This is a genomic window from Dyella sp. (assembly GCF_035685805.1).
GTDB lineage: Bacteria > Pseudomonadota > Gammaproteobacteria > Xanthomonadales > Rhodanobacteraceae > Dyella_A.
In genome coordinates this window covers 1-25,440 of the sequence record NZ_DASSAB010000032.1, presented here as the reverse complement: position 1 = coordinate 25,440, position 25,440 = coordinate 1, and the positions used below count along the sequence as shown (strand labels likewise).

General features: G+C 69.2%; 18 protein-coding genes. 12 read left to right on the top strand and 6 right to left on the bottom strand.

Translation table 11 applies throughout. The annotated features are described in order from the left end of the window. Positions 1 to 40 precede the first annotated feature (40 nt). Together proB and VFG40_RS07365 are read left to right on the top strand one after the other, a co-directional pair. Positions 41 to 1,216, top strand: coding sequence for a glutamate 5-kinase (gene proB, locus VFG40_RS07370; protein WP_324896475.1), 1,176 nt, complete (start codon positions 41 to 43; stop codon positions 1,214 to 1,216). Between the two features lie 2 nt (positions 1,217 to 1,218). Beyond that, complete coding sequence (locus VFG40_RS07365; protein WP_324896473.1) at positions 1,219 to 2,484, top strand: glutamate-5-semialdehyde dehydrogenase; 1,266 nt, start codon at positions 1,219 to 1,221, stop codon at positions 2,482 to 2,484. A gap of 602 nt (positions 2,485 to 3,086) precedes the next feature. Here VFG40_RS07365 and ggt read toward each other — a convergent pair. From ggt to VFG40_RS07350, 3 genes are all read right to left on the bottom strand, one after another. Beyond that, positions 3,087 to 4,859 (bottom strand): gamma-glutamyltransferase, encoded by a 1,773-nt coding sequence (gene ggt, locus VFG40_RS07360; RefSeq protein ID WP_324896471.1) that lies wholly within the window; start codon positions 4,857 to 4,859, stop codon positions 3,087 to 3,089. Between the two features lie 146 nt (positions 4,860 to 5,005). Further along, a complete protein-coding gene (gene kynU / locus VFG40_RS07355) occupies positions 5,006 to 6,286 on the bottom strand; it encodes a kynureninase (protein ID WP_324896469.1) in 1,281 nt (426 codons plus the stop codon). Between the two features lie 192 nt (positions 6,287 to 6,478). Beyond that, positions 6,479 to 7,003, bottom strand: coding sequence for a hypothetical protein (locus tag VFG40_RS07350; RefSeq protein WP_324896467.1), 525 nt, complete (start codon positions 7,001 to 7,003; stop codon positions 6,479 to 6,481). A gap of 208 nt (positions 7,004 to 7,211) precedes the next feature. Here VFG40_RS07350 and VFG40_RS07345 point away from each other — a divergent pair, with 208 nt between their 5' ends. From VFG40_RS07345 to tssH, 10 genes are all read left to right on the top strand, one after another. After that, positions 7,212 to 10,022, top strand: coding sequence for a protein kinase domain-containing protein (locus tag VFG40_RS07345; protein ID WP_324896465.1), 2,811 nt, complete (start codon positions 7,212 to 7,214; stop codon positions 10,020 to 10,022). Between the two features lie 26 nt (positions 10,023 to 10,048). Continuing rightward, complete coding sequence (locus VFG40_RS07340) at positions 10,049 to 10,609, top strand: ECF-type sigma factor (protein WP_324896463.1); 561 nt, start codon at positions 10,049 to 10,051, stop codon at positions 10,607 to 10,609. 433 nt (positions 10,610 to 11,042) lie between these two features. Beyond that, positions 11,043 to 11,558 carry a type VI secretion system contractile sheath small subunit gene (gene tssB / locus VFG40_RS07335; RefSeq protein WP_324896461.1) on the top strand — a complete coding sequence of 172 codons (516 nt, stop codon included), beginning with the start codon at positions 11,043 to 11,045 and terminating at the stop codon, positions 11,556 to 11,558. Positions 11,559 to 11,564: 6 nt separating this feature from the next. After that, positions 11,565 to 13,058, top strand: a complete 1,494-nt coding sequence (gene tssC / locus VFG40_RS07330) for a type VI secretion system contractile sheath large subunit (RefSeq protein WP_324896459.1) — start codon at positions 11,565 to 11,567, stop codon at positions 13,056 to 13,058. Between the two features lie 215 nt (positions 13,059 to 13,273). Then, the gene (locus VFG40_RS07325; protein ID WP_324896457.1) at positions 13,274 to 13,774 is read left to right on the top strand and encodes an Hcp family type VI secretion system effector; all 501 of its coding nucleotides are present in this window, start codon (positions 13,274 to 13,276) and stop codon (positions 13,772 to 13,774) included. A gap of 204 nt (positions 13,775 to 13,978) precedes the next feature. Continuing rightward, positions 13,979 to 14,776 carry a type VI secretion system accessory protein TagJ gene (locus tag VFG40_RS07320; protein ID WP_324896454.1) on the top strand — a complete coding sequence of 266 codons (798 nt, stop codon included), beginning with the start codon at positions 13,979 to 13,981 and terminating at the stop codon, positions 14,774 to 14,776. A 15-nt stretch (positions 14,777 to 14,791) separates the two neighbouring features. Then, positions 14,792 to 15,295 (top strand): type VI secretion system baseplate subunit TssE, encoded by a 504-nt coding sequence (gene tssE / locus VFG40_RS07315; protein ID WP_324896452.1) that lies wholly within the window; start codon positions 14,792 to 14,794, stop codon positions 15,293 to 15,295. 5 nt (positions 15,296 to 15,300) lie between these two features. After that, a complete protein-coding gene (gene tssF / locus VFG40_RS07310) occupies positions 15,301 to 17,187 on the top strand; it encodes a type VI secretion system baseplate subunit TssF (protein ID WP_324896600.1) in 1,887 nt (628 codons plus the stop codon). Next, positions 17,151 to 18,173 carry a type VI secretion system baseplate subunit TssG gene (gene tssG / locus VFG40_RS07305; RefSeq protein WP_324896450.1) on the top strand — a complete coding sequence of 341 codons (1,023 nt, stop codon included), beginning with the start codon at positions 17,151 to 17,153 and terminating at the stop codon, positions 18,171 to 18,173. Before tssF ends, tssG begins: the two co-directional genes overlap by 37 nt. Positions 18,174 to 18,271: 98 nt before the next feature. Beyond that, entirely contained in the window at positions 18,272 to 20,902 is a 2,631-nt protein-coding gene (gene tssH / locus VFG40_RS07300) for a type VI secretion system ATPase TssH (RefSeq protein ID WP_324896448.1), read from the top strand. 78 nt (positions 20,903 to 20,980) lie between these two features. On the opposite strand, the gene VFG40_RS07295 is transcribed toward tssH, so the two are convergent. From VFG40_RS07295 to VFG40_RS07285, 3 genes are all read right to left on the bottom strand, one after another. Next, complete coding sequence (locus VFG40_RS07295; protein WP_324896446.1) at positions 20,981 to 22,579, bottom strand: hypothetical protein; 1,599 nt, start codon at positions 22,577 to 22,579, stop codon at positions 20,981 to 20,983. Between the two features lie 52 nt (positions 22,580 to 22,631). After that, entirely contained in the window at positions 22,632 to 23,531 is a 900-nt protein-coding gene (tagF, locus tag VFG40_RS07290; protein ID WP_324896444.1) for a type VI secretion system-associated protein TagF, read from the bottom strand. A 2-nt stretch (positions 23,532 to 23,533) separates the two neighbouring features. Continuing rightward, the coding region (locus VFG40_RS07285; protein ID WP_324896442.1) for an ImcF-related family protein at positions 23,534 to 25,440 on the bottom strand (1,907 nt) is incomplete at its 5' end.

Sequence of the window (25,440 nt, the reverse complement as noted above, 5' to 3'; positions counted from 1 at the left end):
CGACCCTCTGTAAGTTGTTCACGCTGGGATGTTTGGGGAAATGACGCAACTGAGGAAGTTCCGACAGCAGTCCGTGCCGCCGTGGAAGCGCGCCGTACTCAAGGTGGGAAGCAGCCTGATCGCTGCCGACCAGGGCGGCCTGAGCACGCGCTACGCGCTTGGCCTGGCGCAGTTCATCGCCGCCTGCCACGCCTCCGGTCGCGAGATCGTGCTGGTGTCCTCCGGAGCGGTAGCCGCGGGAAGGCTGTTGCTGAAGGATCACTCCGGCGAGGACGCCAGCAGCGCCGCGCGCCAGGCGATGGCCGCGCTGGGCCAGACGCAGACGGTGGCGCTGTGGCAGCGCCTGCTAGACATTCCGCTGGCGCAGGTGCTGCTCACGCATGACGACCTGCGCAATCGCCGGCGCTATCTCAATGCCCGCGCCACGCTGACCGAGCTGCTCAGCCACCGCGTGATGCCGGTGGTGAACGAGAACGACACGGTCGCCATCGACGAGCTCACCCTGGGCGACAACGACAATCTCGCCGCGATCATCGCCGCGCTGGTCGATGCCGACATGCTGCTCATCGCCACCGACATCGACGGGCTGTATACCGCCGACCCCCGCAGCAACCCGGCCGCGGAGCCAGTCAACGAGGTGCACGAGCTCACGCCGGAGATCATGGAGATGGCGCGCGGCGCCGGCTCCTCGGTGGGGACCGGCGGCATGCGCACCAAGCTGGAGGCGGCCGAGAAGGCGTCGGCGGCGGGTATCGAGACCATCCTCTTCAACGGACGCGACAGCGAGGTGGTGAACCTGCTCTCGCGCGACCTGCTGCACGGCACCTTGCTGCGCACCAAGGCCACCCGCCTGCAGGCACGCAAGTACTGGCTGCGCCACGTGCCGGCGGTACCGGGACATATCGAGGTGGACCCCGGTGCCATGCGCGCCTTGTGCGAGGAGGGTGCCTCGCTGCTGCCCAAGGGCGTTACCCACGCGGCGGGGGAATTCCAGCGCGGCGACATGGTGGAGATCGTCTGCAGTATCGACGGCGGCGCCCGGCAGTCGTTTGCCCGTGGCATCAGCCAGTACAGCGCCGCTGAAATCAACCGCATCGCGCGTTCGCACACGCGCGAGATCAAGAGCCGGCTCGGCTACAGCTTTGGCGAGAACGTCGTGCATCGCGACGACCTGGCCATGGTGCGCGAGCCGGACCTGACCACAGGAGACCTTTGAGCATGAGCGATATCCGAACCCGCGCACTGGCTTGCCGCGACGCCGCCCCCGCCATCGCCGGCCTCGACGACGCTGCGCGGCGCGCGCTGCTACTGGACATGGCCGCCGCGGTGGACGCGCACGCGCAGGACATTCTTGATGCCAACGCGAAGGACATGGCCGGTGCCGCCGACAAGGGCGTGCAGGGCGCCATGCTCGATCGACTGAAGCTGGACGCTTCGCGGGTGGCGGCGATCGCGGACGCGGTGCGCGAAGTCGCCGGGCTGCCAGACGTGGTGGGGCAGGTGACGCGCCGCGAAGAGCGCCCCAACGGGCTGGCGATCGAGCGCGTGCGGATTCCGCTGGGCGTGGTGGCGATGATCTACGAGGCCCGGCCGAATGTGACCGCCGATGCCGCGGCGCTGTGCATGAAGGCCGGCAACGCCGTCATCCTGCGCGGCGGCAAGGAGGCGATCCACTCCAACCTGGCGATCGCCGCGGCGCTGCACGAGGCGCTGGACAAGCACGGCGTGCCGAAGGAAACGCTGACCATCATGGACGACCTGCGTCGCGAAGCGATGGTCGAGCTGCTGCAGCTGAGCGAGATCGTCGACCTGGCGATTCCTCGCGGCGGCGAGGGTCTGATCCGCTTCGTCACCGAGCATGCGCGCGTGCCGGTGATCAAGCATTACAAGGGCGTGTGCCACCTGTACGTGGATCGCGAGGCCGATCCGGACCTCGCGCTTGCGCTGCTGCTCGATGGCAAGACCACCCGCACCGGCGTGTGCAATGCGCTGGAGACGCTGCTGGTGCACAAGGACATCGCGCCGAGCTTCCTGCCGCGGGCCGCCGAAGCGCTGCGTGCGAAGGGCGTGGAGTTGCGCGGCGACGAGGCCAGTCGCTCGCTGGCGGGAGAGATGACCGCCGCGACCGAGGACGACTATGACGCGGAGTTCCTCGACCTGATCCTGGCAGTGCGCGTCGTCGACGATCTCGACGCGGCGATCGCCCACATCCGCCGCTACGGCTCCGACCACACCGAGGTGATCGCCACGCGCAACCAGGCGACGGCCGCGCGCTTCGTCCACGCACTGCGCTCGGCGGTGATCATGGTCAATGCCTCCTCGCGCTTTTCCGACGGCGGGCAACTCGGGCTCGGCGCGGAGATCGGCATCTCCACCACCCGCCTGCACGCCTACGGCCCGATGGGTGCGGAGTCGCTCACCATCGAGCGCTTCGTGGTGCGCGGAGAAGGGCAAGTGCGGCATCCGGAGAGCCGTAGTCGCTGAGGCCCTGCAGGAGCGCACCCTGTGCGCGATCAAACGAAGCGGCCAGCCCGATCGCGCACAGGGGCCGAGTGCGCACGCGGCCATTACGGCGCCACGGCACTCGGCATAGCCGTCCGCCCCCTCGCCTCGACGTCATATCCGCGAAATCTGGAGTCAGCGGGTCTGCTCGAGGCCCTCATTACCGCGAAAGCGGGAGTCCTCGAGTCTCCTCACGGCCGTCATTCCCGCGAAAGCAGGAGTCCTCGAGTCTCCCTCACGGCCGTCATTCCCGCGAAAGCGGGAGTCCTCGAGTTTCCTCACGGCCGTCATTCCCGCGAAAGCAGGAGTCCTCGAGTCTCCTCACTGCCGTCATTCCCGCGGAAGCAGAAGTCCTCGAGTCTCCTCACTGCCGTCATTCCCGCGAAAGCGGGAATCCATCTCGCTTCTCCCTCGGGATCAAAATGGATTCCCGCTTTCGCGGGAATGACGGCAGTGAAACTGGACGTTGACGTGGTGATGGGCGGAACTAGCCCCGCGATCTGAAGACAGCCCGCTCTAGACGCTTCGACCAAAAAAGAAGGGCGCCCGTGGGGCGCCCTTCGCGTTTCCGCCGATCGGCGAGATCAGTACCCCGCGGCCAGCCCCGCCGGCCGTCGCCGGTCGTTGGCGCCCTCGAGCAGACCGGTTTTCGGATTGCGCAGGATCGCCTCGTCCGCGCCCCAGGACTGCACTTCCTTGAAGGTGTAGCCCATGTCTTCGAGCTCCTTCTTCACCGTGGCGGTGAGCAGGCCCGGCTCCACGATCACGCTGTCCGGATACCACTGGTGGTGCATGCGCGGGGCGTTTACCGCCTGCTGCATGTTCATGCCGAAGTCGATCACGTTGGTGATGCTCTGCATGACGGTGGTGATGATGGTGGAGCCGCCGGGGCTGCCCGTCACCATGAACAGCTTGCCGTCCTTGAGCACGATGGTCGGTGCCATGGAGCTGAGCGGCCGCTTGCCGCCCTCGACCTGGTTGGCCTTGCCCTGCACCAGCCCGAACGTGTTGGGCACGCCGGGCTTGGAGGTGAAGTCGTCCATCTCGTTGTTGAGGAAGAAGCCGGTGTCGCCGGCGATCTGCCCCACGCCGAACAGGTAGTTGATGGTGTAGGTGACCGCCACCGCATTGCCGTCCTTGTCCACCACCGCATAGCTGGTGGTGTTGGTGCCTTCGGTGGCCCCGAGACTCCCGGTGATCTGGGTCGACGGCGTGGCCTTGTTCGGATCGATCGTCGCGCGCAGCTTGTCGGTGTGTTCGCGTGAAAGCAGCTTCTTCGCGGGGTTCTTCACGAACTCCGGATCACCCAGGTAGTTGTTGCGATCGGCAAAGGCGCGGCGCTCCGCCTCGATGATGAAATGCAGGCTGCGCGTGGCACCGTAGCCCCAGTTCTTCAGCGGATACGGTTCCAGCAGCTGCAGGATCTGGCACACGGTGACGCCGCCGGAGCTGGGCGGCGGATCGGACACCACCGTATAGCCGCGGTAGTCGCAGCGGATCGGCGTGTCCCACTCGGCGGTGTAGTCGGCGAAGTCCTTCATCGACAGCAGGCCGCCATTGGCCTCGCTGGCGTCCACCACCTTGCGCGCGATGTCGCCGCGGTAGAACGCATCCGCGCCGCCCTTGCGGATGGTCTCCAGGGTCTTTGCCAGCTGCGGTTGCACCAGCCGGTCACCGACCTGCAGCGGCTTGCCGTCTTTCAGGAAAGTGGCCGCCACGTTGGGGTACTTGGCGAAATCCTTGGTGCGCTGGTCAAGAATGTTCACGTCGCCCTTCTGCAGCACGTAGCCGTCCCGGGCCAGCTTGATCGCCGGCGCCATGACCTGATCGCGCGACAGGCGGCCGTACTTCTTCAGCGCCTCCTCCATGCCCATCACCGTGCCCGGCACGCCCACGCCCAGGTAGGTGCCGGTGCTCTTGCCCGGCACGACGTTGCCCTGCTCATCCTGGAAAATGGTGGGGCTGGCCTTGAGCGGTGCCTTCTCGCGGAAATCGAGGAACACGTCCTTGCCGTTGGCAAGGTGCACCAGCATGAAGCCGCCGCCGCCGATGTTGCCGCAGCACGGGTGCACCACCGCCAGCGCGTAGCCCACCGCCACGGCGGCATCCACGGCGTTGCCGCCGCGCTTGAGGATGTCCACGCCCACCTGGGTCGCCAGGTGCTGGGCCGAGACCACCATTGCATGACGGGCGATGACCGGCTGGTCGTTCGAGAGGTCCGCCAGCGTGGTCGGCGCGGCGGTGGCATCCAGCGCCTGCTTGGGGATGCTGTCCTGCACGGTGGCGGACTGCGCTGGCGCCGCCAGCGGTACGCTGAACAGGAGGGCCGCGGCCAGGGGGAGGAGGGTATGTCGCATCGTTGGCTCCGGTGGAAATCAGGACGGGCGTGCCGGCGGTGATGGTAACCGGCGCGTCCACGGCATGCCTCCGTGCATGTTCTTGCGTTGCTGCGGGGCGGGCGCGTACGGACGGCTAAGCCGCCAGACGTCCGTCCGCGTCCGGGTCAGCGGCCGTCGTTCCAGGCGCGCACCGCATCGGCGAACGCGAGGCAGTCGGCGAAGCGGTTGTACAGCGGGGCGGGCGAAATGCGGATCACGTCCGGCTCGCGCCAGTCGCCGATGATGCCGCGATCGACCAGGTAATCGAACAGCGCCCGGCCGCGCTCGCGCCCGCCCAGCACGCGGATCGACAGCTGCGCGCCTCGCTGCGCCGGGTCGGCCGGCGTGATGATCTGCAGCAGGTCGGACAGCTGCGTGTTCACCAGCCACTCCAGATAGCCGGTGAGCTCCAGCGACTTGGCGCGCAGGCGGTCGATGCCGGCGCGGCGGAACATCTCCAGCGAAATGCGCAGCGGCACCATCGCCAGGATCGGCGGGTTGGACAGCTGCCAGCCCTCTGCACCCGGCGTGGGGTCGAACTCCGGGGCCATCTGGAAGCGGTTGTCGCGACGGTTGCCCCACCAGCCGTGGAATCGCGGCAGTGCGGTGGTGGCATGGCGCTCGTGCACGAACACGCCGCCCACCGCGCCGGGGCCGGAGTTGACGTACTTGTAGTGGCACCACACCGCAAAGTCCGCGCCGCTGTCATGCAGCGCCATCGGCAGGTTGCCGACCGCGTGGGCCAGATCGAAGCCCACCGTGCAACCTCGGGCATGCGCCAGCGCGGTGATCGCCGGCAGGTCGAACGCCTGGCCGGTGCGGTACTGCACGCCGGGCAGCAGCACCAGCGCCACCCGGGGGCCGTGCTCGGCCAGCGCGCGCTCGATCGCGGCGGTGCTGAGGGTGCCGTTGGGGCCGTCCGGCTCCAGCTCGATCAGTGCCGTGGCCGGGTCGAATCCGTGGAACCGCACCTGCGACTCCACCGCGTAGCGGTCGGTGGGAAATGCCCCGGCTTCGATCAGGATCGCCGGACGTTCGGCGGTGGGGCGATAGAAGCTCACCATCAACAGGTGCAGATTCACCCCGAGGGTGTTCATTGCCACCACTTCGACGGGCTTGGCGCCGACCAGCGCGGCCAGGTTGTCGCGCAGGTAGTCCTCGTAGTTGAGCCACGGTGCGCGGCCCTTGAAGTGCCCCTCCACCGCCAGCTCGCCCCAGTAGTCGAGCTCTTCGCTCAGCGCGGGGCGCACCGCGCGCGGCTGCAGCCCGAGCGAGTTGCCGCAGAAGTAGTGGCCGTCGCGGCCCTGGTGGGGCGGGATCAGGAACTCGTCGCGGAAACCGCGCAGCGGATCGGCCTCGTCGCGCGCCTGAGCCCAGGCGTGGGTGGCTTGGTACGTATCGGACATGGAGCGTTTCCGGCAGGAGCGATCTCCAAGGGTACAAGCTCGCACCGGCCGGGTCAGGCCGAGGGGACGCCCTGCCGCACCCCCTATGCCGCACCTCCGATGCGGCACGCCGGCCTGTTGCGGCGACAGCGACCGGCCAGGCGCGCAAGCCCGCGGCGCGTCCGGGCCACGGTCGCTGCCTTCAGCCGGTCGTCAGAGCCGGCCCAGACGGGCGGCGACGTCGTTGCAGCCCTGGTCGAAAGCCGCCTGCCACTGGGCGCCCGCCTGGCTGGAGGCCGGTCGCAGGCAACGCAGCTGGATGGCGTGCCCGTCGCGGTACCAGTAGTGCTCTACGTAGGCGATCGACTCGCCGCTCTCCTGCGCGGTGTAGACGTAGTCGTTGGGCCCGCGCGAATCGCTCACCCCGCGGATCGACTGGTAGCCCGGCAGCTCGCGCGCCTTGGCCGCTGCGGCATCCACATAGCGCTGGTAGCCGCCGATGTCGCCCACCTGCTTCACCGTCACGGTGACCCGCGCCAGCGTGTTGCTGGCGGTGGGCGAGGGGTCCGGAACCTGGAACACGCGCACCTCCGGGTCGCCGTCGGTCTGCATGATGCCCAGCCAATTCGACGGGGTGGAGAAGTTGACGCTGCCGTTGGCCATGCTCACGTCGGTGGCGAAGGCCGGGACGGCCACCAGCAGGGCGGCGGCAAGGACGACGTGGCGCAGCAGGTTCATGCGGACTCCGGAATACAGCAGGTGGCGAAGCGGGCGCGGCGGGGCGCGGTATCGGCGAAGAATAATCCTTTGCGGCAGCGGCGGGATCGACGCCGGTCACAGCGGCGCGCGCGTGCGGCCGGGCGGCAACGGCCGATGCACAGCCTGCGCCGGCACGCCTATACTCGCGCGCTGACGCCGGTCCGGGCGTCACTGCAGGGGGAACTGCATGAACGAGGCACGCCGGCAGCGCTATGCGCTGGCCAAGCCGATCGCGTTTGCCGCAATGGAGCTGGGCGACGCGGCGCAGCGCGAGCGTTACGTGGAGGCCGCCTGCCAGGGCGATGAAGCGCTGCGCGACGAAGTGCTGTGGATGCTCGAGGCGGCCGACGACACCAGCGAGGCGCCGCTGCTGCTGCCGCTGATGGGCGATCTGCACGACGCCAGCGGATCCAGTGTCGACGGGGCCGAGGCCTGCCGTTACCGGCTGGTCAGGCAGCTCGGCGAGGGAGGCATGGGCGTGGTCTACCTGGCCGAGCGGATCATCGACGAGGGCTCACCGGAAGAAATCCGCCAGCGCGTCGCCCTGAAGTTCATCAACACCGGCAGCCTGCTCGCGCCCGGCGTGCGTCGGCGCTTCGCCGAAGAACGGCGCATCCTGGGCTCGCTCAGCCATCCCGGCATTGCCCACCTGATCGACGGCGGCAGTACGCGCGACGGGCGGCCATTCCTGGCGCTGGAGTTCGTCGAGGGTGAGCGCATCGACGCGTGGTGCGAGCGGCACCAGCTGTCGCTGCGCCGGCGGGTGGTGCTGTTCCTGAAGGTCTGCGCGGCGGTGCGTCATGCACACGAGCGGCTGGTGATCCACCGCGACATCAAGCCGGCGAACATCCTGGTCACCGCCGACGGCGAGCCCAAGCTGCTGGATTTCGGCATTGCCCGGCTGCTCGACCACGTCGGCGGCGTCGCCGCGGCGCAGACCATGACCATGCAGCGTGCGCTGACGCTGGCCTACGCCAGCCCGGAACAGGTGCGTGGCGAGCCGCTGGGCACGCGCGCGGACGTGTGGTCGCTGGGGGTAGTGCTGTACCAGCTGGTGTGCGGGCAGCGGCCGTTCGGCAGCGCCCACGGCGACAGTCCGCTGGACATCTCCAACGCGATCGTCACCGGGCGGATGTTGCCACCAAGCCGTCGGGTGCGCCGCGAGACCGTCGGCAAGGTGATGGCGACGCGCGAAGTGCCGCCGGACGTCGACGCGATCGTGATGAAGGCGCTGCGGCGCAACCCGTCCGAGCGCTACGCCACGGTGGGCGAGATGGCGACGGACCTGGAGAATTTCCTTGACCTGCGCCCGGTGCGGGCGCGGCGCGGTCACCGCTGGTACCGGCTGGGGCTGTACCTGCGTCGCCATCGCGTCGGCCTCGGCGTTGCCGGCGTGATGCTGGCGATGTTGCTGGGGTTCGGCGTGGAGCGCGAGGCGCAACTGCGGCGGGTCGAGCTCGAACGCGACAAGACCCAGGCGATCGCCGGCTTCATGCAGGAGCTGTTCGAGAACGCCGACCCGACCCATGCCGGCGGCAGCCACGTCACCGTGCGCCAGGTGCTGGACCGCGGCGCCGTCAGCCTGGCGCGGCGCACCGACATTGCGCCACAGGTGCGGGTCAGCCTGATGGTTTCGATGGCCCGCTCCTACAACCAGCTCAGCCTCGGCGGCCCGGCGGTGGCGCTGATGAAACAGGCGCTCGAACTGCAGCAGGCCTATCAGCCCGCGACGCTCGAGCGCGGCGAGGTGTACGCCGCGCTGGGGCGCGGCTATTCCACCATGCTCGACGAATCGTCGGCCATCGTGGCCAACGAGCGCGCCATCGCGCTCCTGTCCGAGGCGCCCGGCGACCACGCCGACGCGGTCCTGCGCGTGCGGATCAACCAGCTCTACAACCATCTGGGGGTGCAGGATCTTCCGCTGGCCGAGGTGCGCTCGCAGATCGATGCGATCGTGGCCGCGCTGGAGCAGCGCCCCGACCGGCACGAGCCCGAGCTGCACATCCAGGCGCTGGCGGTGCTGGCGCTGACCCAGGCAGCGCAGGGGGAGGATGGGGCGGCCATTGCCGTGGCGCAGCGGGCGGTGCGCGAGGCGGATCGGTTGTTCGTCGCCGACGACACCAACCATGTCTACTACCGCTTCGTCGAGGCGCTGGTGTCGCTGCGCACGCGCCCGGAGCAGGCGCTGGACGGCTTCCGCCGCGCGCTGGCCGACTACGACACGCTGATCGGCACCTCCAGCCCGTCGCTGGCGGCGCTGCTGGGCTACTTCGGCGGGGCACTGGCGCAGACCGGGCGTACCGGCGACGCGGTACGCGCGCTGGAGCGCGCCAGCCAGATTGCCGGCAACTACGCTGCCGACTCGCCCGACTTCTACTTCAGCACGCTCGACGCACTCGCTGCCCAGTACCTCGAACTGCAGCGCCACGCCGACGCCGAGTCACTGCTGCTGCCGCATCTGGACGGCATGCGCCGGCGCGTGGCCGCCGGCTCGGCGTGGGCCCGCACGAACCTCGCCGATGCGTTCAACGTGACTGCGGCGGTGGCGCTGCGGCGGCGCCAGGGCGCCCGGGCGCTCGAGCAGTTCCGTCGGGCGCGCGACCTGCTCGGCGAACGCGAGCAGAAAACCGCCCCGGAAACCTACGCCACCGCGCTGGCTGGCATGGGCAGCGCCGCGCTCGCGGTCGGTGATCCGCGCCAGGCGGCGAGCTGGCTGGACGCGCTGCGCGGGTTCAACGACCGCGCGGGGCTGGCGCTGCCCCAGCCGGCGGCGCTAGATGCGCAGCTGCTGGCGGTGAGCCTGAACCTGGCGCGGGGCGAATTTCAGCAAGCCGCTTCATTGGCGGCCACGGCCGCGGCACAATCGGATACGCGATGGGGCGCCTGCAGTCGGCGCTCACAGGCATTGCGGCAACTGCAGGCAGAGGCGCGCCACGGCATGGGCGCGGCGCCGGCGGGGGTATTCTGTGCCGTGGATCGTCGTGTAGCTGCGCCATGACCGGGATCGATGCATGTATGAACGTGATGGATAACCAATCGGAAGTCACCCGCCTGCTGCATTCGGCCCAGGCGGGCGACCCGGACGCCATGGACGAGGCGCTTCGACAGATGTACGCAGCCCTGCATCGGCTCGCCGGCGCGCAGTTGCGGCAGAACTCCAGCGAGCGAACGCTGAGCGCCACTGCGCTGGTCAACGAGGCGTATCTGAAAGTGTTCGGCGGCAGTGGCTCGCCCGCGTGGGAAAACCGCGGGCACCTGCTCGGCGTGGCCGCCCGGGCCATGCGCGAGGTGCTGATCGACGCCGCCCGCCGCCGCCAGGCCGCCAAGCGGCCGCAGCACGCCGACCGCATCGAGCTGTCGGAAATCTCCGGCGCGCTGACCCACGATGTCGACTACGCGGCGCTGGCCGAGTGCCTCGAGGCGCTGGAACAGATCGACCCGCGCCAGGCCAATATCGTGTCGATGCGCTTCTTCGTCGGCCTAACCGCCGAGCAGATTGCCTCGGCCATGGGCATCTCGCCGGCCACCGTGCAACGCGAGTGGCGCCTGGCGCGCGCGTGGCTGCAGCGCGAGCTGCAGGGCTGATAGCGCCCGCTGGCCGCTGGTGGCCAGCGTTTCACGCCCGCGCGATACCGGCCTCCGCGCCGTTCCGTTTGCGCCTTTCCCTCCTCGCCACGGTCGCCATGGGTCGCCGTGATGGCGACGCGTGCGTGCTATTTCCGTCCATTCCTGAATTCGTGCTGAATGCGCTGAATTGCGGCTGACCAGATCGCCCGCACCGGCGCGCACTAACCCTGTGGAAGGGCTTGCAACCGCCCGGCGGACAGCTTGGCCGAAGGCGGTGCCGCGCTTGTCGCGGTCGCCGGTGGCGGCCGGGTTCCGCATCAGCAGCAGGGGGACACGAATGACGTCATCAAGCGCGTTTGCCGCGGTTCGTCGCGGCGGGCTCGGCACGTCGTCGGCCGTGGCTCCGATCCGCCCTCATCACCGGTAAATCCTGTTTGAAGGAGACACGAGCATGGCCAAGCAAAGCAGTCAGAAGTTCATTGCCAGGAACCGCGCGCCGCGCGTGCAGATCGAGTACGACGTAGAGGTCTATGGCGCCCAGAAAAAGGTGCAGGTGCCGTTCGTGATGGGCGTGATGTCGGACCTGTCCGGCGCCAACAACGCCGAACTGCCGGGGATCGAGGAGCGCAAGGCGCTCGAGATCGACGTCGACAATTTCGACCAGCGCCTGCAGTCGATGAAGCCGCGCGTGTCCTTCGCCGTGCCCAACACGCTGACCGGCGAGGGCAACCTCAACGTCGACATCACCTTCGAAAGCATGGACGACTTCTCGCCCGCCGCCGTGGCGCGCAAGGTGAGCTCGGTCGCCAAGCTGCTGGAGGCACGCACCCAGCTGGCCAACCTGGGCACCTACATGGACGGCAAGGCTGGTGCCGAAAAGCTCATCGCGCAGGCGATCAACGATCCGGCGCTGCTGCAATCACTGGTGTCGGCGCCCAAGCCCGGCGACGACAAGGACGGGGAGTAAGCACACATGGCAACCGAGAAACTGGCCGAAACCGGCGGCGCCACCGCGACCGTCGAAGCGGGTGACTTCGCCGCGCTGCTGAGCAAGGAGTTCAAGCCCAAGAGCGAGCGCGCGAAGGAAGAGGTCGAGTCGGCCGTCCGCACCCTCGCCGAGCAGGTGCTGAACAAGTCCGACATCGTCTCCGAGGACGTCACGCAGACGATCAACGCCTACGTCGCCGAGCTCGACCGCAAGATCAGCGAGCAGCTGAACCTGGTCATGCACCACGAGGATTTCCAGAAACTCGAGAGCGCCTGGCGCGGCCTGCATCATCTGGTGAACAACACCGAGACGGATCAGCAGCTGAAGATCCGCGTGATGAACATCTCCAAAAAGGAGCTGGGCAAGACCCTCAAGCGCTACAAGGGCACCGCCTGGGACCAGAGCCCGATCTTCAAGAAGATGTACGAGGAAGAATACGGCCAGCTCGGTGGCGAGCCTTACGGCTGCCTGGTCGGCGACTACTACTTCGACCACAGCCCGCCCGACGTGGAAATGCTCGCGGGCATCGCGCAGGTAGCTTCGGCCGCGCACGCGCCGTTCATCGCCGCGGCCAACTCCACCCTGATGGGCATGGACAACTGGAACGAGCTGGCCAACCCGCGCGACCTGGCCAAGATCTTCTCCACGCCGGACTACGCCGCCTGGCGTTCGCTGCGCGAGTCCGAAGACGCCAAGTACCTCGCGCTGGCGATGCCGCGCACGCTGGCGCGCCTGCCGTACGGCGCCGCGACCAGCCCGGTGGAGGAGTTCGACTTCGAGGAAGACACCTCCGGTGCCGACTCGTCCAAGTACACCTGGCAGAACGCGGCCTACGCGATGGCAGTGAACATCAACCGCTCGTTCAAGGAGTACGGCTGGTGCTCGCGCATTCGTGGCATCGAGTCCGGCGGTGCGGTGGAAGGCCTGCCCGTGCACACCTTCCCCAGCGACGACGGCGGCGTGGACATGAAGTGCCCGACCGAGATTGCCATCACCGACCGCCGCTCGGCGGAGCTGGACAAGATGGGCCTGATGCCGCTGGTGCATCGCAAGAACTCGGACATGGCCGCCTTCATCAGCGCGCAGTCGCTGGCCAAGCCGGAGGAGTACGACAACCCGGACGCCACCGCCAACGCCGCACTGAGCTGCCGCCTGCCGTACCTGTTCGCCGCCAGCCGCTTCGCGCATTACCTGAAGTGCATCGTGCGCGACAAGATTGGCTCGTTCTCCAGCCGGGAGCAGGTCGAGAGCTGGCTCACCAACTGGGTGATGAACTACGTCGACGGCGACCCGACCAACTCCAGCGAGGAGACCAAGGCGCGCAAGCCGCTGTCGGCCGCCGAGGTGGTGGTGGAAGAAGTCGAGGGCGCGCCGGGGTACTACACCTCCAAGTTCTTCCTCAAGCCGCACTACCAGCTCGAGGGGCTCACCGTGTCGCTGCGGCTGGTCTCGCGCCTGCCGTCGGCGGCCAAGGGCTGATCCAGCCACGGGCGGTCCCGGCAGCGCCGGGATCGCCCATGGGTGTCAACACAAGGATGCGGCAGGGGGACGGTCGCTTCCCGGACGGTGTTCAACGACGGTCCCAGGCCGGCTGTCGTCCCCATGCAACACATGCGTCAACCACGGATCGACCGGTGCGGGGACGTTCCCGAACGGCGTCATCCATTCATCACAGGTGATCGAGGAGAGGTTTCATGGCATTCGACATGCACATCAAGTTCGGCTCGGGCAAGGTCAAGATCGAGGGCTCGTCCAAGCACGCCAAGCACACCGGCGAGGTTCCGATCCTTGCCTGGTCGTGGGGCGCCAGCAACACCGGTGACCTGCACGGCGGCGCGGGCGCCAGCGGCGGCAAGGCCAACGTGCAGGATATTTCCATCACCAAGTACGTCGACAGCTGCTCCAACGCACTGTTGAACGCGGTGTGCACCGGCGGTCGCATCGACACGGCCTGGCTGTATGTCACCAACGCCACCGGCGAGCAGACCGATTTCCTCACGCTGGAGCTCAGCGAAGGCATCCTGGTCACCTCGTATTCCACCGGCGGCTCGGGTGGCGAAGATCGCCTGACCGAGAACATCACCCTGCACTTCGGCAAGTTCAAGTACTCGTTCCAGCCGCAGGATGACAAGGGCGCCAAGCTCGGCGGCGCGAAGGACTTCACCTACGACATGCAGAAGGTCGCGGCGGCCTGATCGCCCCGCTACCTGCCGGGTGCGCCGTCACGGCGCACCCGCGTGGTGTGCAAATGCCTGCCGGCCCCGTGGCGTGTCCATCGGTCGGCCAGGCGCGGCGCGACCGCCGCCCGCCGGCGGTCGTTCCGTACTACCCCCATTTCGCGATCGGCCCGGCCGGTCGCTGCATTTTCCTGCGTCCTTCTCGTCAACCAAGGCATGCGCGTGGATAACAGTCCCGAAAATCTGCTCAAGGAAGGCCGGCTCGACGAGGCGCTGCAGTCGCTCACCGCGCAGGTGCGTGCGCATCCAGCCGACGCCAAGCGCCGCGTGTTCCTGTTCCAGCTGCTGGCAGTGCTGGGGCAGTGGGAACGCGCCCAGAATCAGCTTGCCGTGGCCGGCGAGCTGGACCCCCAGAACGCCCTGATGGTCGGCGCCTACAACGTGGCCCTGGCCGGCGAGCGCGAGCGCGTCGAGGTGCTGGAGGGGCGGCGTGCGCCGGTGATCATCGGCGAGCCCGCGCAGTGGGTCGCACTGCTGCTGCAGGCGCTCAAGCTCAACGCCGAAGGCCGCCACGCGCAGGCCGCCGCGCTGCGCGAGCAGGCATTCGAGCAGGCCGACGCAGTCGGTGGTGCCATCGACGGTGCGCCGTTCGAGTGGATGGCCGATGCCGACCCCCGCTTCGGTCCGTGCCTGGAAGTGATCACCAAGGGCGGCTACGCCTGGGCGCCGTTCTCGCGCATCAGCCAGCTCGTGTTCGAGGCGCCGACCGATCTGCGCGACAAGATCTGGGCGCCGGTACAGATCACCTGGGCCAATGGCGGCCAGGCCGTCGGCTTCGTGCCGGCGCGCTACCCTGGTGCCGAACGGGCCACCGAGGGCGACATCGTGCTCGCCCGCGCCACCGACTGGCTGGACCTGGGTGACGATTTCCAGGTCGCCCGCGGCCAGCGCATGCTTGCCACGGACGCGGGCGAATATCCGCTGCTGGATGTCCGCGCCATCACCTTCGCCGCTGCCTGACGGGTCACGGGCGTCATGGCCGAGCTGACCACCCAGGAACGCCTGCAGCCCTCGCTGCTGGACCGTCTCACCGACGACGAACCGCTCCAGCGCGAGGAAAGCCGCGACAAGCGCGTGATCAACGCCAACCGCCTGCGCGAGTGCGTCACCCGCGATATTGCCTGGCTGCTCAACTGCGTGAACCTCGGCGCCGAAAGTGACCTGGCGGACTACCCCGAGGTCGCCCGCTCGGTAATCAATTTCGGCATCCCCGACCTCACCGGCACCGCGCTGTCCGGAGTGGAGGCTGCCACGCTCCAGCGCCAGCTGCGGGCCGCGATCCTGGCGTTCGAGCCGCGCCTGACCGCCAGTACGCTGCGCGTCACCGTCAACGCGGACACCGAGCGCATGGACCAGCAGTCGCTGGTGTTCAACATCGAGTCGGAGATGTGGGCGCAGCCGATTCCGCTGAAGCTCTACCTGAAGACCGAGGTGGACCTGGAAACCGGTGCCTTCCGCGTCTCCGAGGGGTTCGGCTGATGAGCATGGATCCGCGCCTGCTGCGCTACTACAACCGCGAGCTGCAGCACGTCCGCGAGATGGGCGGCGAGTTCGCGCGCGAATATCCCAAGATCGCCGGACGGCTGGGGCTGGAAGGCTTCGAGTGCGCCGACCCTTACGTGGAACGGCTGCTGGAGGGCTTCGCGTTTCTTGCCGCGCGGGTGCAGCTCAAGCTCGATGCGCAGTACCCGGTGTTCACCCAGCACCTGCTGGAGATGGTCTACCCGCACTACCTCACGCCGATCCCGTCGATGGCGGTGGTGCAGCTGCAGCCGGACGTGAAAGAAGCCGCCCTGGTCGCCGGCCACACCGTGCCCCGGCACACTGCGTTGCGCAGCCAGACCGGCCGCGACGATCGCACCGCCTGCGAATACCGCACCGCCCACGACGTCACGCTGTGGCCGCTGGAGCTGTCCGAGGCGAAGTATTTCGAGACCCCGGCCGCCCTGGCCGCGGCCGGTGTGCCGATGCCCGAAGGCAAGACCGTGCGCGCCGGGCTGCGGCTGGCGTTCCGGGTCACCGCGGGTGCGCCGGCGAATGCGCTGGCGCTGGACCGGTTGCCGGTGTTCATCGCCGGCGCAGACGAGCTGCCCAAGCGCCTGTACGAGCAGCTATTGGGTAACGCCGTGGGTTACGTGGTGCGCGCGCCGGGGGCGTCGGGCAGCACCGTGACGACCACATTTCCGGCCGACGCCATCCGTCCGCGCGGGTTCGACGACAGCGAGGCATTGATTCCCTACACGGCGCGATCGTTCAGCGGTTATCGACTGCTGCAGGAGTACTTCGCCTGTCCCGAGCGGTTCCTGTTTGCCGAGTTCACCGGGCTGCGTTCGGTGCTGTCCCGGTCGCAGGGCAGCACGTTCGAGATCGACGTGCTGTTCGACCGCAGCATCGCGCGGCTGCACAACGCGGTGGACGCGGGCAACTTCCGGCTGTTCTGCACGCCGGCGATCAACCTGTTCCAGCGTCGTGCCGACCGCATCCACCTGCAGGCGGGCAAGACCGAATACCACGTGCTGGCCGATCGCACGCGGCCGATGGATTTCGAGATCCATTCGGTCAGCGAGGTGGAGGGCTTCGGTGATCGGCAGGAGCCGGAGCTGCGCTTCCAGCCGTTCTACGGCTGCGACGAGCGCACCTGGCACAGCGGCACGGCGGCCTTCTACACCGTGCGCCGCGAACCGCGCCTGCTCTCCGCCCGCCAGCAGCTGCACGGCGCGCGCTCGAGCTATGTCGGCAACGAGATGTTCATCTCGCTGGTCGACGCACGCGATGCGCCGTTCGCCACGTCGTTGCGGCAGATCGGCATGCAGCTGCTGTGCACCAACCGCGACCTGCCGCTGCAGATGCCGGTGGGCAAGGGCGCCACCGACTTCACCATGGATGCCGGCGCGCCGGTGCAGTCGATCCGCTGCGTGGCCGGCCCGACCAAGCCGCGGGCGCCCACCGCCACCGGTGAGACGGCCTGGCGACTGCTCAGCCACCTGCAGCTCAATTACGCCTCGCTGCTGGGCGAGGGCAGCGAGCAGGGCGCCGCCGCGCTGCGCGAGATGCTCACGCTGTACTGCGACGAGTTCGACTCCGGCGCGCGGCGGCAGATCGAGGGCGTCAAGGCGGTGGGCACCACGCCGATCGTGCGGCGTATTCCGGTGCCGGGGCCGATCAGTTTCGGCCGCGGCCTGGAGATCACGCTCACCTGCGACGACGGCGCCTTCGAAGGCACCGGCGCCTTTCTGCTCGGCTCGGTCATGCAGCACTTCTTCGCGCGCTACGTCTCGGTCAATTCGTTCACCGAGACGGTGCTGCGCACCCTGGAACGCAACGAGGTGGCCCGATGGCCGGCACAGCTGGGCAAGCGCCAGATCCTGTAGCGCTGCTCGATGCGCTGCATCAACACCCGGAGCGCTTCGATTTCTTCGACGCGGTGCGGCGGATCGAGTGCGCCTATCCGAACCAGCCGCGGCTGGGCGAGTCGACCAAGCCGTCGGAAGATCCGGTGCGGCTGTGCCACACGCCCTCGCTGGCGTTCGCCCCGCGCATGCTCGACCGCGTGGACAAGCCGGCAGACGGCAAGCCCGTGCGCGTGCACGGCCTGTTCCTCGGGTTGTTCGGCCCCAATGCCGCGCTGCCGCTGCACCTCACCGAATACGCCATCGACCGGCAGATCAACTCGCGCGACAGCACCTTCACCGCCTTCGCGGACATCTTCCACCACCGGATGATGAGCCTGTTCTACCGCGCCTGGGCGGACGCCCAGCCGACCGTGCAGTACGACCGCCCCAGCCAGGACCGCTTCGGCACCTACGTCGGCGCGCTGGTGGGACTGGCCACGCCGCACGTGGGCGATCGCGATGCGATGCCCGACCGCTACAAGCGTTTTTTCGCCGGTCGATTGCTGCAGCAGGCGCGCAACGCCGAGGGGCTGCAGACCCTGCTGCAGGATTTCTTCCGCATTCCGGTGCGGGTGGTGGAGTTTGTCGCCGAGTGGATGCGCCTGCCGGGCGAGGCGCACCTGCGCCTGGGCGGCGGGGCGCCGGTGGCTTCGCTCGGGCGCACCGCGGTGGTCGGCGAGAGCGTGTGGGGTGCGCAGCAGCGCTTCCGCCTGCGCATCGGCCCGCTCGATGGAACGCAGTTCCAGCACTTCCTGCCCGGCGGCCCTGCACTGGAACAACTGGTTGCCGCGGTGAAGAGCTACGCCGGCGAGGAAAAGGCCTGGGACGTGCAACTGGTGCTGCGGCGCGAGGAGATTCCCGCCACGCGATTGGGCCAGGCGGGGCGCATGGGCCTGACCACCTGGCTCGGCCAGCCGCGGCGGCACACCGACGCCGACGAGGTTGTGCTGCGCCCCACCGGATGAGCCCGATGCCACGCCTTCCGCTCCACCGAACCGATTCGATCCACGCCCGCGCCCTGTGCGCGGGAGTCACCCGCTAACGTCGCAAGGATTCCAGCACCATGGCAGACATCAGTCGCAGCGCCCTGTTCGGCAAGCTCAACAAGATCGCCTACCGGGGCATCGAAAGTGCCACCGTATTCTGCAAGCTCAGGGGCAACCCGTACATCGAGCTGGTGCACTGGATCCACCAGATCCTGCAGCTGCAGGACTCGGACCTGCACCACATCATCAAGCAGTTCAACCTCAACCCGTCCAATCTGGTGCGCGACGTCACCGACGCGCTGGACCGCCTGCCGCGCGGCTCCAGCAGCATCTCGGACATCTCCAGCAACGTGGAGGAGTCGGTCGAGCGCGCGTGGGTGTTCGCCACGCTGATGTTCGGCGAGGCGCAGGTGCGCACCGGGTATCTCGTCGTCGGTATCCTGCAGACGCGCCACCTGCGCAACGTGCTGGTGGGCATCTCCAAGGAGTTCGAGAAGATCAAGCTCGACACCCTCACCGACCAGTTCGCCGAAGTGGTCGGTGGCTCGCCCGAGGACAACCAGACCGCCTCGGACGGCTTCAAGATGGGCGGCGCCGTGCCGGGCGAAGCCAGTGGCGCAATGGGCCCGGCGCAGATGGGCAAGCAGGAGGCGCTCAAGCAGTTCACGGTGGACCTCACCGAGCAGGCGCGCAGCGGCAAGATCGATCCTATCGTCGGCCGTGACGAGGAGATTCGCCAGGTGGTGGACATCCTCATGCGCCGTCGCCAGAACAACCCGATGCTGGTGGGCGAGGCGGGCGTGGGCAAGACCGCCGTGGTGGAGGGCTTCGCGCTGCGCATCGTGCAGGGCGACGTGCCGCCGCAGCTGAAGGACGTGGAGCTGCGCACGCTCGACGTCGGTCTGCTGCAGGCCGGCGCCAGCATGAAGGGCGAGTTCGAGAACCGGCTGCGCCAGGTGATCGAGGAGGTGCAATCATCGCCCAAGCCGATCATCCTGTTCATCGACGAGGCGCACACGCTGGTCGGCGCGGGCGGCGCCGCCGGGACGGGCGACGCGGCGAACCTGCTGAAGCCGGCGCTGGCGCGCGGCAAGCTGCGCACGATCGCCGCGACCACCTGGGCCGAGTACAAGAAGTACATCGAGAAGGATCCGGCGCTCACCCGCCGCTTCCAGGTCGTCCAGGTCGACGAGCCGGACGAGGAGAAGGCGATCGGCATGATGCGCGGCATGGCCGGCACGCTCGAGGAGCACCACAAGATCGGCGTGCTCGACGAGGCGCTGCAGGCGGCGGTGAAGCTGTCGCACCGCTACATCCCGGCGCGCCAGCTGCCCGACAAGGCGGTCAGCCTGCTGGATACGGCGTGCGCGCGCGTCGCGATCAGCCAGAGCGCGGTGCCGGCGGAGGTCGAGGACAGCCGCAGCAAGATCCGTGGCCTCGAGATCGAGCTCGAGATCATCGGGCGCGAGAAGGCGTCCGGCTGGGACGTCGCCGCGCGCGAGGCGGCGACCAAGGCGAAGATCGAAGGCGAGCGCGGGCGCCTGGACGAGCTGGAGAAGCGCTGGAAGTCCGAGCAGGAGCTGGTCGCGAAGATCCTCGAGCTGCGGAAGGCGGCGCGCAAGGAAGGCGACGACGAGAAGCTGCGCGCGACGACGGCCGAGCTGCACAAGCTGCAGGGGCAGACGCCGCTCATCTTCCCGACGGTCGACGCGCAAGCGGTCGCGGCGGTCGTCGGCGAGTGGACGGGGATCCCGGTGGGCCGGATGGTCAACGACGAGATCCAGACCGTCTTGAAGCTGGGCGACTCGCTGAGCCAGCGCGTGATCGGGCAGCGCCATGGGCTCGACATGATCGCCCGCCGCATCCAGACCTCGCGCGCCGGCCTGGCCGACACGCGCAAGCCGATCGGCGTGTTCCTGCTGGCGGGCCCGTCGGGCGTCGGCAAGACCGAGACGGCGCTGACGCTGGCCGAGACGCTGTACGGCGGCGAGCAGAACCTGATCACGATCAACATGAGCGAGTTCCAGGAGGCGCACACCGTCTCGACGCTGAAGGGCGCACCTCCCGGATACGTCGGCTACGGCGAGGGCGGCGTGCTGACCGAGGCGGTGCGGCGGAAGCCGTACAGCGTCGTCCTGCTCGACGAGGTCGAGAAGGCGCACTCCGACGTCCACGAGATCTTCTTCCAGGTGTTCGACAAGGGGGTCATGGAGGACGGCGAGGGGCGGATGATCGACTTCAAGAACACGCTCATCCTGCTGACCTCGAACGTGGGCAGCGATCTGATCGCGACCATGTGCAAGGACCCGCAGCTGATGCCGGAGCCGGAGGCGATCGCGACCGCGCTGCGGCCGGCGCTGCTGAAGGTGTTCCCGGCGGCGCTGCTCGGACGTCTGGTCACGATCCCGTACTACCCGCTCAGCGACGAGATCATGGGCAGCATCGTCAAGCTGCAGCTGGGGCGCGTCGTGCGCCGCGTCTCCGACGCGCACGGCATCCCGCTGGAGTACGACGACAAGGTGGTGAAGCTGATCGTCAGCCGCTGCACCGAGGTGGAGAGCGGCGGCCGCATGATCGACGCGATCCTGACCAACACGCTGTTGCCCCGCATCAGCCAGGAGCTGCTCGTCCGCATGGGCGACGCCAACCCGGTCAAGCGCGTGAAGATCACCGCCCCCGCCGACGACTTCGAGTACGCCTTCGAGTAGCGAGATCAGATCCCCTCTCCCCGGCCGCGGGGAGAGGGTCAGGGTGAGGGGCCCGTCTTCACCGCAGCCCTTCGCCCCTTACTCGATCGTGACGTCGTCGATGTACCAGCGCTTCGTCGGCGACGAGTTCCAGTCGGTCGGAAGCGTGCACTCGACGGCGATCCCGAAGGCCTGTGAACCCGTGCTCGGCAAGGTCGCCGAGAGCGAGAACCAGGTCGTGGTGAGCGGGTTCGAGTTGGTGGCGAGGGTCGTGCGGTTCAGGGACCCGCCTGAGACCAGGTCAGCGAACAGCCGGCAGCTCGCCGTCCCCGCCGGAAACGATCCGTTCAGCATGACCCATGCGCTCACCTTCTTGCCGCGCAAGTCGAACACGGGGTAGTCCGTGCTCGGCGCGTCGCAGCTGGCGTAGACCTCGGCGAACCCGGGACTGGAGACGCCAGATCCGATACCCTCGAACGACCACTGGCCCAGGTGTGGGTGGTCCATGCTGGGCATGAACGGGGACTCGCTCGTGGGGACCCAGCCCATGTTGTCGCCGGTCTCCCAGTCCCATCCGGTAGCGACGCAGCTGTCCGCCGTGCCGTGGCACATCGTATAGCCCGAGCGGCAGGCCGTGCCGCACACGCCCGCGGTGCAGGCGGGAACGGAGTTCGGCAGCGACGGCTGCGAGCACGCGTGATTGCACATGTTGCAGTGGGTGGCGTTGGTCTGCGTGTTGACGCACGCGCCGCTGCAGACCTGCGTGCCCGCCGGCTGGTTCGACCGGATCGAGCACGTGCCCGACGACACGCCCGTCGTCGCCATGCTGCAGCCCTGGCACGAGAGGTTGCACGCGACGTTGCAGCACACGCCGTCGACGCAGTAGTTCGACAGGCACTGGTTCGCGTTGGAGCAGGACGCGCCGAGGCCGGCGAGCGGCGTACCGCCCGCACCGCCCGTCCCACCGCGCCCCGCGCTGCCCGTCGTGCCGCCGCCGCCGGCCCCCGTCGAACCGCCGCCGCCACCGCCGGTCGTGCCGCCGCGCCCCGCGCCGCCCGAGCCGCCGCCGCCGCCGCCACCGGCGCCCGTCGTGCCGCCGCCGCCGCTGCCGCCGCGTCCTGCGCCGCCCGAGCCGCCGCCGGCGCTGCCGCCGCTGCCGCCGCGCCCGGCGCTGCCCGCGGTGCTGCCACCGGCCCCGGAGCTGCCGCCGTTACCGCCGCTGCTCCCGGCGCTGCCGCTGGTGCCGCCGCGCCCGGCGCTGCCCGCCGTCGCGCCGCCGGCGCCACCAGCCGCGGCGCCGCCGGTCCCCGGCGCGCCTGCGACGCCAGCGCCCGCTGTCGCGCCCGTACCCGCGGCACCGCCGGCACCGGGTCCGCTGCCCGCGATGCCGCCGGCGCCGATCGCGCCCGCGACCCCGCCGCTGTTCCCGGCCGCCCCCGCCGCGCTGCCCGCGGTGCCACCCTTGCCGCCCATGCCCGCCGGATGATCGTTCTCGGCGTCCATCGGGCCGCCGTCGTCTTTGATGGCCGCGGAGCCGCACCCACCGACGACGAGCACGACGGCGACTATGAAAAGGTTTCGCTGCAGCGGGTTCTCGAGCACGCCGGTAGGTGCCCCGCCGCTGTGGCCGCGGCTCACGCGTTCGGAGAGCGAGGCCGCTCTCAAAAAGATGATAAAAACGCCGCGTATTCTGCTCAAACGCGGCGTCGCGTACTCACCGGCGCGTCGCCGGATTCGCCCGCGCGGCCCGTCAGCGCGCGAACGCCGCGGCCAGCTCTGCCAGCGACGCGCCCGGATCGCCCGTGACGGCGCGCTGCTGCGCGCTCAGCGCCCCGACCGCTTCCTGCACGGCGGTGGCGACGTCGGTGCGCATCGGCCAGAAGCGGTTGCTGCGGTGGCGCGGGTTCGCGAGGAACGCCAGCGCGGATCCCGCGGGCGGCCCCAGCGTCATCAGCAAGCGGCCGTCCGGACCGTCCGTCCACATCAGCGCGGGAACGGAATCCCGCCAGCCGAGCCGCTCGCGCGCAATCGCCAGCCAGAGCTGCTGCGCCATCGGCGACGGCGCCGGCGCGTCGACGGTGATCCCGCCGCGCCCCTCCCCCGCCTTCGCCGCCTGATCGCACGCCGCCACCAGCGTCCGGCACGCATACGCGAGCGCGGGCTGACCGCCGCCCATCGCCTCGATCAGCGACGACACGGTCTCGCCCGCGAGGCCGTCGGCGCCGCCCGGCCCCTCGTCCGGCAAGATCGATTCGAGCTGCTGCGCGCCCGCCGCGATCGCGGCGCCGTCGTGCGTGGCGCTCGATCCGGCCAGCGCGCCCGCCGCATTGATGAAATACGCGTACGTCGCGGGCAGCGACGACAGCCGGTCGGCCAGCCCCTCGCGCACCAGCTCGACGAACACCGCCAGCACGGACGCGCGTCCCGCCGCGTCCGCCGCCGGGGCGAACGCGCCGATCAGCGCCGGCGCCCCGGGCGCCGCGATCAGGAACGAGATCGGCCCCGCCGGCAACGCCGTCCGCTCGGCGCGGATCATCTCGAGTCCCTCCGCGATCCAGCGATCCAGACCGGCCTGCGCGAACGCGCCCGCGTTCACGCGCAGGAAGTCCGCCTGGCTCGCGACCTTTCCGTAGACGCCGACCTTGCTCATGATCAATGGCACCCCGACGAGCCCGCGACCACGCTGCGCGGGATCTCGATGTTGCGGAACGCGCGCGGCAGGATCACCGGCTTGAGGTCGGCGTGGATCGGCGCCGCCAGCTCCGACGGCGTCCAGGTCCCGGAGATGAACTCCTCGCCGTCGTTGGCGTAGACGAGCTTGCCCTGGTCGATGAGGTGGAACAGCGCCCACTCGCCTTCCGGCTGCCCCAGCTCACCGTCTCCGGTCTTCTGGAAGTAGCGGAACACCGCGCCCTGCCCGGGCCACGCCACGTCCTCCCAGCGCTCCTTGGTGTTGAAGTAGGTCAGCTTGCGCCCGCTGCTCTCGAACATGATCTTGCTGTACGGCGCTGACGCGCGCAGGCGCATCGAGACCGCCAGCGACAGCTTCCCCGGCTCCTTGGCGTACAGCAGGTCCGTCAGCTCTTGGGCGCGCTTCAGGAACACCACCATGCTCGGCTTCCACTTCACGCTCGCCTGGTCCTTCAGGTGGAAGACGGTCGTGCCGGCCGGATGCTCGAAGTCCGCCTGCAACGCCTCGGCGTAGTACTGCCAGAGCACGCCGGTCTTGGGCGCGAAGAACTTGTCGATGTCCGCCACGCGCGCCTCGCGCGCCTTGCGGTTGGCGATGAACGGATACCGTCCCGCCAGCAGCTGGTCGTAGACGACGACCACGGTCTCGCACCACTTGCGGTTGGCAGAGTCGCCCGTCGCGCCGCTCACCGCGACCTCGGCGCCGCTGAGCGGCGGCATCAGGATGCGCTCCAGCAGGCCCGCCTCCCAGCCGTGCTCGTTGTAGTTCGAGATCAGGGTCGACAGCTTCAGGCGGCCGTTCTTGAGTGCGGTCTGGAACGCCTTGGGATCGGGCGCGCCCTGGTCGCCCAGCGCGGCGGCGAGCTCGGTCAGCACCTGCGTGTACGCCTCGAGCCCGGTCGGCTTGGTCATGCCGAACCCGAGGAAGCCCGAGAACTCCAGGCCGACGTCCTCTGGGCTCATCGGATCGCCGCCCGTGCCGGCGACCGGCTTCGCGCCGGCCGCGTCGGCGCCGTCCGCCCCGTCCGCGGCGTCGTCGCCGAGGATCTTCTTCTTCGCGGCGCTGACCTTCTGGAGCAGCCCGCCCTTGCCCTTGTTGATCGCCGCCGCGATCGGCGAGTCGTCCTTGAAGATCAGCTCCTTCGAGGCGTTCCGCCAGATCGCATCGAACGGCTTCTGTGTCAGGAGCGCCTTCACCAGGTTCCGCGTCTCGTCGACGGTGGTGGGCGCCTGGACCGACAGCGACAGCAGGAACGACCGCCAGGCGTCGACGTAGCGCCGGAAGTACCCGGCGCGCATCGCCATCGCGTCCGCGTTCGCGACGCCCGCCTGGCTGGGCGACCCGAGCAGCCAGCTCGTCTCGTCGCGCGACTTCTCGCGATCGGCCGTGAACCGTTCGATCCGATCCTTGATCACCTTCCAGCCCGCGGGCGTGAACGCGCCCGGCACCGACGGGCCCGCGGTCTTCGCCGACGCCGCGGTCTGGAACACGGTGATCGCGCCGCCCGCCACGTCGACCAGCCGCACGTCGCGCGGCAGGTTCGGATCGCGCAGCAGATCAGCGAGCGGATCGCCCTGGCTCGCCTGCAGCAGCGCCGCGCGCACGCGCGACACGACGCGCGCGTTGCGTTCGACCAGATCGCCGTTCGCCGTCGAGCGCGCCGCGTAGAAGCGGACGGAATCCTCGACGGCGTGGCGGGCGCGCGTCGTCGTCAAGTCGCCCGCGACTGCCGCCCAGCGCTCGCTCGCCCGGTCGGCCGCGATGTCGACCCACCGCTCGCCCCAGCCGTCGTTCTCGGGCGACGGCTCGTCGGCGGCCTTCGGCTGCGTCAGCAGGAGGTGCAGCATCAGGCCGTTGGTCGCGCCCG